Consider the following 14,542-nt stretch of genomic DNA (forward strand, 5'->3'; position numbering starts at 1 on the left):
TTGAGGAAAAGCCATGAGTGAATTTCAGCCCGATCTGGGGCTTGAGCATAAATTCGTCAAGCTGGGCGACACGTCCGAAGTGGACGAGGGCATTCTGATCGAAGGCTATGCCAGCTTCTTTGACCAATGTGACACGGGAGGCGACATCGTGGCCCCCGGTGCTTACGGCAAATCCCTGCGCGCGCTGAAAGGGGCGGATCGTGGCGTGAAGATGCTGTGGCAACACGACCCGGCACAGCCGATTGGCGTGTGGGACGAAGTGCGCGAGGACGCGCGCGGGCTTTACGTCAAAGGGCGCATTCTGACGGATGTCGCCAAGGGGCGCGAAGCCGCCGCACTGATTGAAGCCGGCGCGATTGACGGTCTGTCGATCGGTTATCGCACCAAGCGGGCAACCAAGAACGACAAGGGCCAACGGCTTTTGACCGAGTTGGAGCTTTGGGAGGTGTCGCTTGTCACCTTCCCGATGCTTCCGACGGCGCGAGTGGGGGCAAAGGGCGATACGCCTGCTGCTGATGCCACTTTGCGTGAACTGGCGGCTTCGATCACCGAAGCCCGCCACATGCTGGCCCGAAAATCCTGAGCCAGCGATCTGACCCCCTGAGAAGGACCCATAGATGAGCAAGAACGAGACGAAAGCTCAGGGCCAGTCGGCCGCGCCCACAGGCCCGGATTCTGGCCCGGTTGCGGGCTTGACCCCGGCTGCCGAGGTTAAGACCGCGCTGGCTGGTTTCATGAGTGATATCAACACGTTTCACGACGATATTTCAACCAAACTTCAACAACAGGAAGAGCGACTGACCATGCTGGATCGCAAATCTCAAATCACCGCGGCTCGTCCGCATCTTGCCGCTGCTGCCGATCTGGAAGCACCGCATCAAAAAGCGTTCGAGGCCTATCTGCGCTCTGGCGATGATGACGCGTTGCGTGGTCTGGAACTGGAAGGCAAAGCCATGTCGACCGCCGTTGCTGGCGATGGGGGCTACCTGGTCGACCCGCAGACGGCTGCGACCATCCAAAGCGTGCTGAAATCGACCGCATCGCTGCGCGCTGTCTCCAACGTGGTCAACGTCGAAGCCACATCATATGACGTGCTGGTTGATCATTCGGATGTGGGCTCGGGTTGGGCCACGGAAACCGGATCGACCGTCGAGACCGGCACCCCGTCGATTGAGCGCATCACCATTCCCCTGCACGAGCTGTCGGCGCTCCCCAAAGCATCGCAGCGCCTGCTGGACGACAGCGCGTTCGAGATCGAGACCTGGTTGGCAGCGCGGATTGCGGACAAGTTTGCCCGTGCAGAAGCTGCGTCGTTCATCTCGGGCGACGGTATCGACAAACCGACCGGCATCCTGACCCACACCACGGTGGACAACGACAGCTGGACCTGGGGCAATCTGGGTTACATCGCGACCGGCACTTCGGGCGACTTCGACGCTTCGAACCCGGCTGATGCGATCATTGATCTGGTCTATGCGCTGGACGCTGAATACCGCGCGGGCGCGAGCTTCGTGATGAACTCGAAAACTGCGGGTTCGGTGCGCAAGATGAAGGACATGGATGGCCGTTTCCTGTGGTCGGACGGTCTGGCTGCCGGTGAACCGGCGCGTCTGTTGGGTTATCCGGTGCTGATCGCCGAGGATATGCCGGATATCGGCACCGACGCCACGCCAATCGCCTTTGGCGACTTCGGCTCGGGTTACACCATCGCGGAACGTCCTGACACGCGTATCCTGCGTGACCCGTTCTCGGCCAAGCCGCATGTGCTGTTCTATGCGACCAAGCGCGTTGGCGGTGATATCAGCGATTTTGCTGCGATCAAGCTTCTGAAGTTCTCGGTCTCGTAAGAGCCTGAACCCGAGACCCGCTCTGCGCCTTTTTGGCGGGTGCGGGACCGGGCGCGCGCCGACCTCACCCCGTGTTGTCTAGCTGCTCCCCCTCCGTCCGAGCAATGCGGAAGGTGCGCGCCCACCCTAATCCTCGTGACGTGAGGGGCCCGAATTTCGGAGATGATCCATGATGTTAGTCGAGCAGACCACTGTGCCGGGCGCGGTCCTTCCGGTTGCCCAATTCAAGGACCACCTGCGGCTTGGCACCGGGTTTGCCGATGACGGCGTGCAGGATCAGGTGCTTGAAAGCTTCCTGAGGGCTGCCATGGCGGCCATTGAAGCGCGCACTGGCAAGATCCTTCTTACCCGCAGCTTCACGTGGTCGCTGACCGCGTGGCGCGACCTGGCCACGCAGGCGCTGCCTGTCGCCCCGGTCTCTCAGATCGCCAGCCTGTCGATCAAGGATCGTCTGGGCGGAACCGAGGTGATCGCGACCAGCCGCTATGCGTTGGAAGCTGACATGCACCGCCCGCGATTGGTTTCCACCGGTATCTGCCTGCCTGCCATTCCGGTCGGTGGACAGGTTGTGATCGAGTTCGAGGCAGGGTTTGGCCCCGCTTGGACCGATATCCCGGCTGACCTTGCACAAGCGGTCATGATGCTGGCCGCGACTTACTACGAACAGCGTTCGGACAGTGCTTCAGCTGCTGTAGGGCAGGCCAATTTGCCTTCGGCGGTCAACGCGTTGATCCAGAAATACCGCATTGTGCGTCTGTTTGGTGGTGGGGGTGCGCGATGAAAGCTCCGATCCTGAACCGCAGACTGACGTTGGAAGACCCTGTTAGATTGCCCGATGGGGCAGGTGGGTTCAGCCAGGTTTGGCAACCCTTGGGGGACCATTGGGCAGAGATCAAACCGGGCACAGGTCGCGAACGCGCGGCGGGGTTCGCCACGGTGTCGTCGATCCGGTTTCGCATCACCGTGCGCGCCGCACCAGATGGTGCGCCGTCGCGCCCGAAACCCGATCAGAGGTTTCGCGCCGGTGCGCGGGTTTTCAGAATTCTTGCCGTAACCGAAGCGGATGCCGGCGCGCATTACCTGACGTGTTTCGCACAAGAGGAGATCTCGGCATGAGCTATGGCGTATCAGCTGCTCTGCAACAGGCGGTCTATCAACGTCTGACCGCAGACAGCGCTCTTTCCACACTGGTCAGTGGCGCGATCTACGATGCCGTGCCAGCGGGGATCATCACCGGCACCTATGTGAGCCTTGGTCCTGAGGACGTGCGCGAACGGTCTGACATGACCGGGCATGGTGCCATGCACGAAATCACGGTCAGCGTGGTCACAGATGCTGCAGGGTTTCAAAGCGCCAAAGAGGTAGCCGCGGCGGTAAGCGACGCCTTGGTCGATGCGACCTTGGTTCTGGCGCGTGGTCACCTTGTCTACTTGAACTTTCACCGCGCCCGCGCGCGACGGGTCGAAGCGGCAGATGTGCGCCGGATCGACTTGTTCTTCCGCGCCCGCGTGCAAGACAGCTAATTCCTTTTTCACAACACGGAGAGTTCCCATGGCTGCCCAAAACGGCAAGGACCTTTTGATCAAGCTCGACATGACCGACACAGGCGTGTTCGAAACCATTGCGGGCCTTCGGGCCACGCGCCTGAACTTCAACGCGGAAAGCGTAGATGTCACCAGCTTGGAAAGCACCGGCGGATGGCGCGAGCTTCTGGGTGGCGCCGGCGTGAAGTCGGCCTCAATCTCGGGGTCGGGGGTGTTCAAGGACGCCACAACCGACGAGCGGGCGCGACAGATCTTCTTCGACAATGAAGTGCCAAATTTTCAGGTGATCGTGCCTGATTTTGGTGTGGTCGAAGGCCCGTTCATGATCACCTCGATCGAGTATGCGGGATCGCATAATGGCGAGGCGACGTATGAGCTGTCGATGGCCTCGGCAGGTGAACTCAGCTTTACGGCACTTTGATCATGGCAAACCCTTGGACCGGCGAGGTGCGCCTTGTAATCGACGGCACACCCCGTGTGATGAAGCTGACCTTGGGCGCATTGGCAGAACTTGAGGATCAACTGGGCGAGGACACGATCCTAAGTCTTGTCGAACGGTTCGAACGCGGTGCGTTTTCCAGCCGTGATGTGCTGGCTTTGATTGTGGCCGGGTTGCGCGGTGGTGGATGGCAGGGGCGCGCCAGCGATCTGCTATCCGCCGAAATCCAGGGTGGCCCCGTGGCCGCAGCGCAAGCGGCGGGTCAGCTTCTGACCCGTGCATTCGCGCTGTCTGGTGGCGATGGAACAACAGATGAGACCACGGGGTGAGCACCCCCGTCGCGATCGATTGGCCCGGTCTGATGCGGCTTGGCCTTGGAAAGCTGGGGCTTCGTCCAACTGAGCTTTGGGCGCTGACCCCGATCGAGCTGGCTGTGATGGCCGGGTTAGATGGCAAACCAACCGCTTGTTTACGCACGCGATTGGAAGAACTCGCACAGGCTTTTCCCGACGAAGGGCGTGACGTGCAAACAGGAGAAACGTGATGGCTGGACTGGACAGTATCGACAGCTTTGACGAACAGGTCGACGCCTTGGAGACCGCCCTTGGCGGTGCACAGGCGATGACGGCTGGGTTTGTTTTCGAACTCAAGGGGATGCATTCGACCATCTCGGACTTGAGCAGTGATGTGAACACGTTGTCATCAGGCATTTCGTCGGGATTACGCAAGGCGTTCGACGGGTTGGTGTTTGATGGCATGAAGCTGTCGGATGCGCTGAGTGTGGTCGCGAAGTCAATGAGCGACGCGGCCTATGGCGCGGCAATCCGGCCCGTCACCGACCATTTCGGCGGCCTTTTGGGACAGGCGGTTGGCGCGATGACCAATGCGGTTTTGCCATTCGAGAACGGCGGTGCGTTTGCACAAGGCCGGGTGCTGCCATTTGCCAAAGGCGGCGTGGTGTCCAGCCCGACAACTTTCCCCATGCGCGGAGCGACCGGGCTGATGGGCGAAGCGGGTCCAGAGGCGATCATGCCACTGTCGCGCGGGGCTGATGGTCGGCTTGGTGTGCAGGCGGGGGGCGGTGCCGGGCGGCCCGTCAACATAACCATGAATATCTCGACCCCGGATGTCGAAGGGTTCCGGCGATCTCATAGCCAGATCGCAGCCCAGATGTCGCGCGCGCTCTCGCGTGGGCAGCGTCATCGCTAAGCATCCAATCTGACGAGCCAAGGAGGGTTCACCCATGTCATTTCACGAAGTCCGGTTTCCGGCCAATCTGAGCTTTGGGTCCGTGGGTGGACCCGAACGGCGCACCGAAGTGGTGACGCTTGCCAACGGGTTCGAAGAACGCAACTCGCCGTGGGAGCATTCGCGACGCCGCTATGATGCCGGGATTGGCATGCGCAGCCTGGACGATGTCGAGACGCTGATCTCATTCTTCGAGGCGCGGCGCGGGCAGTTGCATGGGTTTCGCTGGAAGGACTGGTCGGATTACAAAAGCGGGCTGCCCTCGCAACCGCCAGCCTATACCGACCAGATCATCGCCTGGGGTGATGGGAATACGACTGAGTTTCAGCTGACCAAAACCTATCGCTCGGGGGCCAACAGTTATGCCCGGCCTATTCGCAAGCCCGTGGCTGGAACGGTAATGGTCGGTCTGAAGGGGGATCCCCTGACTGAAGGCACCGACTTTACAGTCGATCATGACACAGGCCTTGTCACGTTCGTGACAGCCCCTGAAACTGGGGCAGAGGTAACGGCTGGCTACGAGTTCGACGTGCCGGTTCGGTTCGATACGGATCGCGTGCACACGTCAGTTGCCTCTTTTCAGGCAGGCGATGCGCCCAATGTGCCGGTGGTGGAGGTGCGGGTCTGATGTCGATTTCCCCTGAATTCGAGGCTCACCTGGGCGAAGGCGTGACCACAGTCGCGCGCTGCTGGAAAGTGACACGCCGCGATGGGATTGTGCTTGGGTTTACCGACCATGATCAGGACATCGACTTCGATGGCGTTGTCTTTCGGGCTGACACAGGCATGACCGCACGCGCGCTCAGCCAGACCACCGGCTTGTCCACCGACAATACCGAGGCGTTGGGGGTGCTCAATGACGCATCGATTTCCGAAAAGGATATTCGCGCCGGGCGCTATGATGGGGCCGAGGTCGAAGCCTGGCTTGTGAATTGGTCCGAGACCAACCAGCGCCACCTTAGGTTTCGCGGCACAGTGGGTGAACTGGCTCGTGAAGCAGGTGGTTTCCGTGCCGAGCTGAACGGCCTGACCGAAGCGCTGAACCAGCCCCAAGGGCGGGCTTATCAATTGCCTTGTGCCGCCGTTCTTGGCGATGGGATGTGTCGCTTCAACCTGTCCCAGACAGGCTATTCCGTGGAACTGGCAGTGGGCGAAAACGTCGCTGAAACCACGTTCCAATGCGCGGGTTTGGAACTCTATCCGAACCGCTGGTTTGAACGTGGCCGTTTCATCGTGTTGAGTGGCGAGGCGAAGGATCTGACCGGGCTCATCAAGAATGACCGAAAAGGCACAGACGGCCTGCGCACGATCGAGCTTTGGGAAGCGCTGCGTGCCAAAATGGAGCCCGGTGACATGGTGCGACTTGAAGCGGGGTGCGACAGGCTTCCGCGAACGTGTCGCGTCAAGTTCAACAACTTTCTGAATTTCCGCGGGTTTCCTGATGTTCCAGGCGAAGACTGGCTGATGTCTTACCCGGTTGGACATAGACAGAATGACGGTGGCGACGAACGTGAAGCGTCAGATGTTTTGGATGCGCTGCTGAACGGCGACGATGAAAACCCGTTCAACCCCTTGGGCGGGTTGTGACATGAGCGATCTGGCAGTTGCAATCGTGGCCGAGGCGCGCGCGTGGCTTGGCACGCCCTATGTGCATCAAGCCTCGTGCAAGGGGGCAGGCAGTGATTGCCTTGGACTGGTGCGTGGTGTCTGGCGCGCCGTCTTGGGTGAAGAGCCAATAAAGGTGCCACCCTATACGCAGGACTGGTCTGAAGCGTCTGGTCTGGAGAGCTTGTGGGACAACGCGCGTGCGCACTTGATCGAAAAGCCCATGTCACAGGCAAATCCCGGCGATGTTGTCCTTTTTCGGATGCGCGGTGGGGCTGTTGCCAAACACCTTGGGATCCTGACGCAAGTGGATCCCTCTTCTTCCTTCATCCATGCCTATAGCGGTCATGGGGTCGTTGAAAGCACGCTTTCCACCCCTTGGGCGCGCCGGGTCGTGGCATGTTTCGCATTTCCTGAAAGGACAAGCTGATGGCGACGATCGTACTTTCTGCAGTTGGCGCGGCGGCCGGTGCCTCTATAGGTGGCGGGGTGTTGGGCCTGTCATCGGTGGTCATTGGCAAGGCAATCGGCGCGACCCTTGGTCAAGCGATTGACAACCGCATTCTCGGTGCCGGGTCAGAGCCGGTCGAGACCGGAAGGGTCGATCGTTTGCGACTGACCGGTGCCTCAGAAGGGGCAACCGTCCCGATGGTCTATGGGCGGGCCCGGCTGGGCGGACAGGTGATTTGGTCCACGCGCTTCAAGGAAACCACCGCGACCACGGGTGGCGGTGGGAAAGGCATGTCGCCGCCCGAGCCGGAAGTCACGACCTATAGCTATTCCATCAGCCTCGCGATTGCACTGTGCGAGGGCGAAATCACGCGGCTGGGCCGCATTTGGGCGGATGGAAACGAAGTCGCAGCAGAAGACCTGACCTTGCGCGTTTACCGGGGAACCGAGACGCAGGGGCCAGACCCGAAGATCGAAGCCGTCAAGGGGACAGGCAAAGCGCCTGCGTATCGCGGCATCGCTTACGTGGTGATCGAGGACTTGCCGCTTGGCCAGTTTGGCAACCGCGTGCCTCAGTTCAGCTTCGAAGTGTTCCGCCCCGAACAGCGCTATCAACCCAATGAGGTCGCGCGCGGCACGCGCGCTGTGGCCCTGATCCCGGGGACAGGTGAATATGCCTTGGCGACCTCGCCGGTGCATTATGGTGACGGTCCGGGTGTGACTGAGGGGTCAAATATGAACAGCCCCTCAGGTCTGACGGATTTCAAGACGTCCTACCGGATGATGCGACAAGAGATGCCCAACTGTAAGAACACGGCCCTCGTTGTGTCGTGGTTTGGCGATGATCTGCGGTGTGGCGCCTGTCAGATCCGCCCGCGGGTCGAGCAAAAAGCGTTGGATGGCAAGTCCATGCCATGGACCGTGACCGGGCTTGGCCGGTCACAGGCCGGGGTGGTGCCGAAGGACAGCGATGACCGCCCGATCTATGGCGGAACGCCCTCTGACCAAGCGGTGAAAGAGGCGATTACGCATGCCTCGAGGAATGGTCGCAAGGCGACGTTCTATCCGTTCATCCTGATGGAGCAGATGAAAGGGAATACCCTGCCTGATCCATGGTCAGGTGGCGCCGGGCAAGCTGAATTGCCGTGGCGTGGTCGGATCACGACATCGCTTGCACCACATCACGCAAATTCGCCAGACGGATCCGCTGCGGCGATCCAGCAGGTTGCGGATTTCTTTGGAGATGCTGCGCCAAATGACTTTGCGGTCACGGCTGATGGTGTTGACTACATCGGCCCAGCCGAGTTTTCGTATCGTCGGTTCATCCTGCACTACGCCCATCTGTGTGCCGCGGCAGGCGGCGTGGATGCGTTTCTGATTGGATCAGAACTGCGCGGCCTGACGCAGATCCGTGGGCCAAACAACAGCTTTCCGGTTGTGGACCAGCTTGTCACGCTGGCGGCAGATGTGCGGTCGATCCTTGGGTCTGGGACCAAGATCTCCTATGCGGCGGATTGGTCCGAGTATTTCGGCTACCACCCACAGGATGGATCGGGCGACGTGTTCTTCCACCTCGATCCGCTCTGGGCAGACCCGCAGATCGATTTCATCGGCATCGACAATTACATGCCGCTGTCTGATTGGCGCGACGGGTTCAATCATGCGGACGCCCACCACGGCGCGATCTATGACCTTGCCTATCTGCAATCGAATATCGAGGGCGGTGAAGGCTACGACTGGTATTACAAGACGCCGCAAGCCCGTGATCTGCAGATCCGCACGCCGATCACCGATGGCGCCCATGGCGAGCCTTGGGTGTTTCGCTACAAAGATTTGCGCAACTGGTGGCTCCAGGCGCACCACAACCGTGTGGGCGGGGTGCGCGCCGTTGTGCCCACCGACTGGCTTCCAGGCTCCAAGCCGTTCTGGTTTACTGAACTGGGGTGTGCTGCGATCGACAAGGGCACCAACCAGCCCAACAAGTTTCTTGACCCCAAAAGCTCGGAAAGTTCTCTGCCTCGGTATTCGAACGGGCGGCGTGATGACTTGATGCAAGCGCAATATCTGCGCGCGATGTACGATTATTGGGGCGATGCAGGAAACAACCCGACGCATGACGCAAGCGGAGTGAAAATGCTCGACATGGGTCGCGCGCATGTTTGGGCATGGGATACGCGTCCTTTCCCTCAATTCCCGAACCGCAAGGGATTGTGGAGCGATGGTGCCAACTATCGTCGTGGGCATTGGTTGAACGGTCGGGTGTCGGCTCGGTCGCTTGCCTCTGTGGTGTCCGAGATCTGTGATCGCTCTGGTGTCAGCAATTACGATGTAAGTCGTCTTTACGGGTTGGTGCGTGGCTATGTGGTAGACCAGATAGGTGGCGGCCGCGCAGCCCTTCAACCCTTGATGCTGGCCTACGGGTTCGAGGCGTCTGAACGCGAAGGCACGTTGGTTTTCAAGTCCCGCACCGGGCGGTCTGAATTCGTGATTGACCCCGACAAGATGGCCTTGTCGCCGGATCGTGAGACCACGCTTGAACGTGTGCGCGATCCCGAGGCTGAACTGGCAGGGCGCGTGCGCCTGAACTATGTGGAAAGCGAAGGCGACTATGACATACGTTCGGTCGAGGCAGTGTTTCCGGACGCCGCCAATCGCACGGTGACGGTATCCGAGTTTCCCCTGATCCTGACACGGGTCGAAGCAAGATCCATCGCCGAACGCTGGTTGTCAGAAGCTCGTGTTGCACGGGACCGCGCCAGTTTCGCTCTGCCGCCGTCAGAATTGGCCAAGGGGGCAGGGGATGTCATCGAAATCACGACCGATGCGGGCACGGAACAGTTTCGGCTGGATCATGTCGAAGATGCGGGGGTGCGGTCCATCCGGGCCGTGCGGGTCGAACCTGGGCTGTTCCAGCCCTCTGATAGCGTCGAACCCGCGCCTGCGGTCAAGCCCTACATCCCTCCGGCTCCGGTGTTTCCGGTGTTTATGGATCTGCCGCTTCTGACCGGGGACGAGGTGCCGCATCAGCCGCGCATTGCGGTGACGGCGCGCCCGTGGCCGGGACGGGTGGCGCTTTACAGCTCGGTCACGGACAACGGGTATGCGATCAATCGCACGATCACGGAAAGGTCGGTTATTGGCGTGACGCTGAACGACATGACGCAGGCCTCCTCAGGGTTGATTGATCGTGGCCCTGCGTTGCGCGTCAAGCTGACCGATGGCACGCTGTTTGCCACCTCGATCGAAGATATGCTGAACGGTGCGAACGTGGCCGTGATTGGTGACGGAAGCCCCGACAATTGGGAGGTGTTCCAGTTCGCTGGCGCAGATTTGGTCGATGAGCGCACATACGATCTGACCCTTCGGCTTCGAGGACAGGCAGGCTCCGACGGCGTTGCGCCATCAGTGTGGCCTGCCGGCAGTATCTTTGTGCTGCTGGGCGGGCATCAAGATCAGGTCAAGCTTGCCTCATCCGCGCGTGGGTTGAACCGCCACTATCGGATCGGCCCGGCCCGCAGGCCGTTGTCAGACCCTTCTTTCCTGCACAAGGTGCATGCTTTTGCAGGCATTGGCCTCAGGCCCTATGCGCCTGTGCACCTGTCCGTGCGTGATGTGGCCGGAGATCACACGATCAGTTGGATCCGCCGCACCCGGTTGGATGGCGACAGCTGGCAAGACGGTGATGTGCCATTGGGAGAGACCTCTGAAACCTATCGGTTGCGAGTGCTGGATGGGCCGACCATCAAACGGCAACTTGATGTTGCAAGTCCACACTGGACCTACGGCGCCTCGTTGCGCAGTGCGGACCTTGTTGGCGGGTCCTATGCCATCGAGGTGGCGCAGGTGTCTGACCGGTTCGGACCGGGCCCATACACCCGTCTGGCAGTGGCGCTATAGCCGTGCGGCCGCTCTTGCCCGGAGACATTGCCGCGGCCGCCTGTGCCCTGCTGGCGATGCCTGTCGCAAAACGACCCGGCGCGATGCTTGAAATGCTGCATCGCGCCGAGGCGGCAGACAGGTATCGCAAGACGCTGGGTTATGCTCACCCAAACTGGGGCAACGGGAGCCTTGCTGCCGTGGCAATGTCGCTGGCGCGCCGGGCCGAGCCAATGCAAAGCGACCCCGACTATGTCGACTGCATGCTAACGGTTTTTGCCGCACTGAAGGCCCGTCACGATCGGAAAACGCGGCTTAGCCGGTCGCGCAACTGACGCATTTGCAGGCACAGGGATCAAGGTCAAGCCTGGCTGCCGGGATCGGGTCACCGCAATCGTCGCAATAGCCGAACTCGCCATCTTCTAGACGCGCAAGGGCTGCGTGAAGGCGCCGGCGCTGGGTCGCGCGGCGCGCGGCCGTTGCTTTGGCCATCGCTTGGTTCTGCAGGGCGTCCATCCGGCTGAGCCGGCCAACAGCCTGTTGATCCAATTGAACGATCTGCTGACCCTCCGCGCCAAGCGCGTCCTCTTTGCCCAGTTTTTCCAAAGCCTTCAACAGCCTGAGACGGAAGACTTCTTTGGTTGGGTCATTCATTTTGGATATCTCGGCGATCACGGCTTTGCATTTTGAACTTCGACCCTATCTGGTGTATGCAGAGCGTTCAACGAAAGGAACAGGTATGGCCGAAACGCGCGCGATCGTGACCGAGATAGACCCGGTCTGGGATCGGATTTCACACGAAGCCCACAAAGCCGTGGCAGATGAACCGCTTTTGGGCGGTCTGATACATGCCTGTGTGCTGCATCACCGGTCACTGGAAAAGGCGCTGTCTTATCGTTTTGCAGCCAAGCTGAGCTCGAACGAGATGAGCATGGTGTTGCTGCGCGAAATCGCGGACGAAGCCTATGCTGAAAACACCGCGCTGGCTGATGCAGCGCGTGCGGATATCCGGGCCGTGTTGGAACGTGACCCGGCCTGTCATCGCATGTTGCAACCGATCCTGTTCTTCAAAGGTTTCCAAGCGATGCAGGCCTACCGGCTTGGCCATTACTTGTGGAAGAAAGGGCGAAAGGATCTGTCCTATTTCATCCAGATGCGCTGCTCCGAGGTCTATGGAATCGACATCCACCCCGGTGCGCGTATTGGCAAGGGCATCATGATTGACCATGCCCATTCGATCGTGATCGGCGAAACGGCGGTGGTCGGCGACAACGTGTCGATGCTGCATTCCGTGACGCTTGGCGGGACCGGCAAAGAAGACGAAGACCGCCACCCCAAGATTGGTGATGGTGTGCTGATCGGTGCAGGCGCTAAGGTGCTGGGAAATATCAAGATTGGCACCTGTTCACGAATTGCCGCGGGGTCTGTCGTGTTGGAGGATGTGCCGTGCAACAAGACCGTCGCGGGAGTGCCTGCGCGCATTGTTGGCGAAGCGGGGTGCGATTGTCCATCGCTTGAAATGGACCAGACGCTTCTACAATAATCCTCGGGTCGGCGGAAAACCGCAAACTTGCTTCAGATCAATGTTTTAATTCGGCGACTTCATCTATACGGAGCCGTGGAACCAATATTGGAGATCCGAGATGAAACAGATTTGGCTTGCGACGGTTGTTGGCTTTTCAGCCCTTTTCCTTGTCGCCGTTGCCGGGTAACCGACACGCCAAAGCCGGGTGATACACCCGCAAGATGACGAAGGGCGACGCGATTGCGCCGCCCTTTTGTTTTGTCTGGTGGACTGTTTATTGGGACAGTTGGTCGAAAGCCTGAAGCGCACGCGACCCATACATATAGCCGGGGCCGCCACCCATCATGATCGCCACCGACACGGTTTCCGCAACTTCCTCGCGTGTGGCACCTGCTTTGATCGCCGCCCGCACGTGAAACCCGATGCAGTCATTGCACTGTTTGGCGATGCCAATGGCGATGCACTGAAGCTCTTTTTGCTTGGTCGACAGGACTCCATCACCCATCGCCGCGCGATGCATCGTCACGAACCCTTTGGCAGCTTCGGGCTGAACAGCGCGAAAGCTGTCGGTGTTGGCGCTTGTGTCGTCAAGTAGGGCTTTGAAATCCATTGTGTTCTCCGAAAGTTATGTTGTTGGAAAAGCAAATGGCTCAAGACAGAAATGCCCGCCTTGAGCCATGTCAATAGATTGCACATTTCGAATGTGACGTTACGCCAGCATCGACATCGGGTTTTCAAGGTTGTCCTTGATCGCGGTCAGAAGCTCTGCGCCCAGTGCACCGTCAATGACCCGGTGATCAACACTCAGGGTAACCGACATGACCGTTGCCACACCCAACGCGCCCTCTGCGTTGACCACGGGCTTTTTCACACCGGCGCCAACCGCGAGGATCGCACCATGCGGCGGGTTGATCACGGCGTCGAAATTGTCGATGCCGAACATCCCAAGGTTTGAAATGGCGAAGCTGCCGCCCTGATACTCGTGCGGCGCAAGCTTGCGGTCACGCGCGCGGGTGGCCAGGTCTTTCATTTGGGCCGACAGGCTGGACAAGGACCGCATTTCTGCGTCTTGCAGAACCGGTGTGAACAAACCACCTTCGATCGCGACGGCAACCGCCACGTCCGAGGCTTTCATCTTCAAAACCCGATCACCGGCCCAAACGGCGTTTGCGTCGGGCACCTGTTGCAGCGCAATCGCGCAGGCCTTGATGATGAAATCATTCACCGACAGCTTCACGCCGCGTGCCTCAAGCTGCTTGTTCAACTGGCCCCGGAAGGCCAGCAGCGCATCCAGTTGGATGTCGCGGCGCAGATAGAAATGCGGGATGGTCTGTTTGGCCTCTGTCAGACGGGCGGCGATGATTTTGCGCATCCCGTCCAGCTTGACCTCTTCATACGCGCGACCCGCATACATCGCAGCAATGGCGTCGGACGAGACCGAAGGCCCAGGCGCCGCCACAACAGGTGCACCGGCGGCGGCAGGTGCTGCTTTAGGTGCGGTTGCCGTCGCGCCTTCCACATCGGCTTTGACAATCCGACCCTTGGGGCCAGAGCCTTTGATCTGCGCAAGGTCCAAACCTTTATCCGCCGCGATCCGGCGCGCCAGAGGCGAGGCGAAAATACGTGTGCCGTCAGCGGCTTGCGGGGCAGGGGCGGCGCTGGCAGGTGCCGCTGCCTCAACCGCTTTGGGAGCGGCCTCGGCTTCGGCAGCAGCAGGCGCTGCGGGTGCGCTGGCGGCCACGTCGCCGACCTCTTCGCCGTCCTCGACGATGATCGCGATGGCGGTGTTCACTTTCACACCCTCGGTGCCTTCAGCCACAAGGATCTTGCCGATGATCCCTTCATCGACCGCTTCGAACTCCATTGTGGCCTTGTCGGTTTCGATTTCGGCCAGAAGATCGCCCGACGCGACCTCGTCGCCTTCCTTGACCAGCCATTTGGCCAGCGTGCCTTCCTCCATCGTCGGGGACAGGGCGGGCATCAGTATTTCGGTTGCCATGTCAGTGTC

General features: G+C 60.1%; 18 protein-coding genes. 15 read left to right on the plus strand and 3 right to left on the minus strand.

What is annotated here, in order from left to right:
• The first annotated feature begins 13 nt into the window (after positions 1-13).
• From Q0864_RS04345 to Q0864_RS04410, 14 genes are all read left to right on the plus strand, one after another.
• A complete protein-coding gene (locus tag Q0864_RS04345) occupies positions 14-583 on the plus strand; it encodes an HK97 family phage prohead protease (protein WP_248363430.1) in 570 nt (189 codons plus the stop codon).
• A 151-nt stretch (positions 584-734) separates the two neighbouring features.
• Complete coding sequence (locus Q0864_RS04350; RefSeq protein WP_248363833.1) at positions 735-1,847, plus strand: phage major capsid protein; 1,113 nt, start codon at positions 735-737, stop codon at positions 1,845-1,847.
• Between the two features lie 169 nt (positions 1,848-2,016).
• Positions 2,017-2,628 (plus strand): head-tail connector protein, encoded by a 612-nt coding sequence (locus tag Q0864_RS04355; RefSeq protein WP_298566501.1) that lies wholly within the window; start codon positions 2,017-2,019, stop codon positions 2,626-2,628.
• Positions 2,625-2,963 carry a head-tail adaptor protein gene (locus tag Q0864_RS04360; RefSeq protein WP_298566503.1) on the plus strand — a complete coding sequence of 113 codons (339 nt, stop codon included), beginning with the start codon at positions 2,625-2,627 and terminating at the stop codon, positions 2,961-2,963. The genes Q0864_RS04355 and Q0864_RS04360 overlap by 4 nt, the downstream gene beginning before the upstream one ends.
• On the plus strand, positions 2,960-3,370 hold the full coding sequence (locus Q0864_RS04365) for a DUF3168 domain-containing protein (protein ID WP_298566504.1): 411 nt from the start codon (positions 2,960-2,962) through the stop codon (positions 3,368-3,370). Before Q0864_RS04360 ends, Q0864_RS04365 begins: the two co-directional genes overlap by 4 nt.
• 28 nt (positions 3,371-3,398) lie before the next feature.
• A complete protein-coding gene (locus tag Q0864_RS04370; protein ID WP_298566506.1) occupies positions 3,399-3,812 on the plus strand; it encodes a phage major tail protein, TP901-1 family in 414 nt (137 codons plus the stop codon).
• 2 nt (positions 3,813-3,814) lie between these two features.
• Positions 3,815-4,159: a gene transfer agent family protein gene (locus Q0864_RS04375; RefSeq protein ID WP_298566508.1), complete on the plus strand. Its 345-nt coding sequence runs from the start codon at positions 3,815-3,817 to the stop codon at positions 4,157-4,159.
• On the plus strand, positions 4,156-4,374 hold the full coding sequence (locus tag Q0864_RS04380) for a phage tail assembly chaperone (protein WP_298566510.1): 219 nt from the start codon (positions 4,156-4,158) through the stop codon (positions 4,372-4,374). Before Q0864_RS04375 ends, Q0864_RS04380 begins: the two co-directional genes overlap by 4 nt.
• Positions 4,374-5,039: a phage tail tape measure protein gene (locus Q0864_RS04385; protein ID WP_298566511.1), complete on the plus strand. Its 666-nt coding sequence runs from the start codon at positions 4,374-4,376 to the stop codon at positions 5,037-5,039. Before Q0864_RS04380 ends, Q0864_RS04385 begins: the two co-directional genes overlap by 1 nt.
• Before the next feature lie 34 nt (positions 5,040-5,073).
• Positions 5,074-5,706 carry a DUF2460 domain-containing protein gene (locus Q0864_RS04390; RefSeq protein WP_298566512.1) on the plus strand — a complete coding sequence of 211 codons (633 nt, stop codon included), beginning with the start codon at positions 5,074-5,076 and terminating at the stop codon, positions 5,704-5,706.
• Entirely contained in the window at positions 5,706-6,665 is a 960-nt protein-coding gene (locus tag Q0864_RS04395) for a DUF2163 domain-containing protein (RefSeq protein WP_298566514.1), read from the plus strand. Before Q0864_RS04390 ends, Q0864_RS04395 begins: the two co-directional genes overlap by 1 nt.
• A 1-nt stretch (position 6,666) precedes the next feature.
• Positions 6,667-7,113, plus strand: a complete 447-nt coding sequence (locus Q0864_RS04400; RefSeq protein ID WP_298566516.1) for an NlpC/P60 family protein — start codon at positions 6,667-6,669, stop codon at positions 7,111-7,113.
• On the plus strand, positions 7,113-11,030 hold the full coding sequence (locus Q0864_RS04405) for a glycoside hydrolase/phage tail family protein (protein WP_298566518.1): 3,918 nt from the start codon (positions 7,113-7,115) through the stop codon (positions 11,028-11,030). The genes Q0864_RS04400 and Q0864_RS04405 overlap by 1 nt, the downstream gene beginning before the upstream one ends.
• Before the next feature lie 2 nt (positions 11,031-11,032).
• Complete coding sequence (locus Q0864_RS04410) at positions 11,033-11,344, plus strand: hypothetical protein (RefSeq protein ID WP_298566520.1); 312 nt, start codon at positions 11,033-11,035, stop codon at positions 11,342-11,344.
• Here Q0864_RS04410 and Q0864_RS04415 read toward each other — a convergent pair.
• Positions 11,325-11,663: a TraR/DksA C4-type zinc finger protein gene (locus tag Q0864_RS04415; protein ID WP_298566521.1), complete on the minus strand. Its 339-nt coding sequence runs from the start codon at positions 11,661-11,663 to the stop codon at positions 11,325-11,327. The two genes, Q0864_RS04410 and Q0864_RS04415, sit on opposite strands and share 20 nt — an antisense overlap.
• A gap of 85 nt (positions 11,664-11,748) precedes the next feature.
• Between Q0864_RS04415 and cysE the strand changes: the two genes are divergently transcribed.
• On the plus strand, positions 11,749-12,552 hold the full coding sequence (gene cysE / locus Q0864_RS04420; protein WP_298566522.1) for a serine O-acetyltransferase: 804 nt from the start codon (positions 11,749-11,751) through the stop codon (positions 12,550-12,552).
• 256 nt (positions 12,553-12,808) lie between these two features.
• Here the strand turns inward: cysE and Q0864_RS04425 are convergent, their stop codons facing one another.
• Both Q0864_RS04425 and Q0864_RS04430 read right to left on the minus strand, forming a co-directional pair.
• A complete protein-coding gene (locus tag Q0864_RS04425) occupies positions 12,809-13,144 on the minus strand; it encodes a carboxymuconolactone decarboxylase family protein (protein WP_298566523.1) in 336 nt (111 codons plus the stop codon).
• A gap of 99 nt (positions 13,145-13,243) precedes the next feature.
• On the minus strand, positions 13,244-14,533 hold the full coding sequence (locus Q0864_RS04430; RefSeq protein WP_298566525.1) for a pyruvate dehydrogenase complex dihydrolipoamide acetyltransferase: 1,290 nt from the start codon (positions 14,531-14,533) through the stop codon (positions 13,244-13,246).
• Positions 14,534-14,542: the final 9 nt, after the last annotated feature.

Origin of the sequence: uncultured Aliiroseovarius sp. (assembly GCF_947497285.1) — a bacterium.
Taxonomy (GTDB): Bacteria; Pseudomonadota; Alphaproteobacteria; order Rhodobacterales; family Rhodobacteraceae; genus Aliiroseovarius.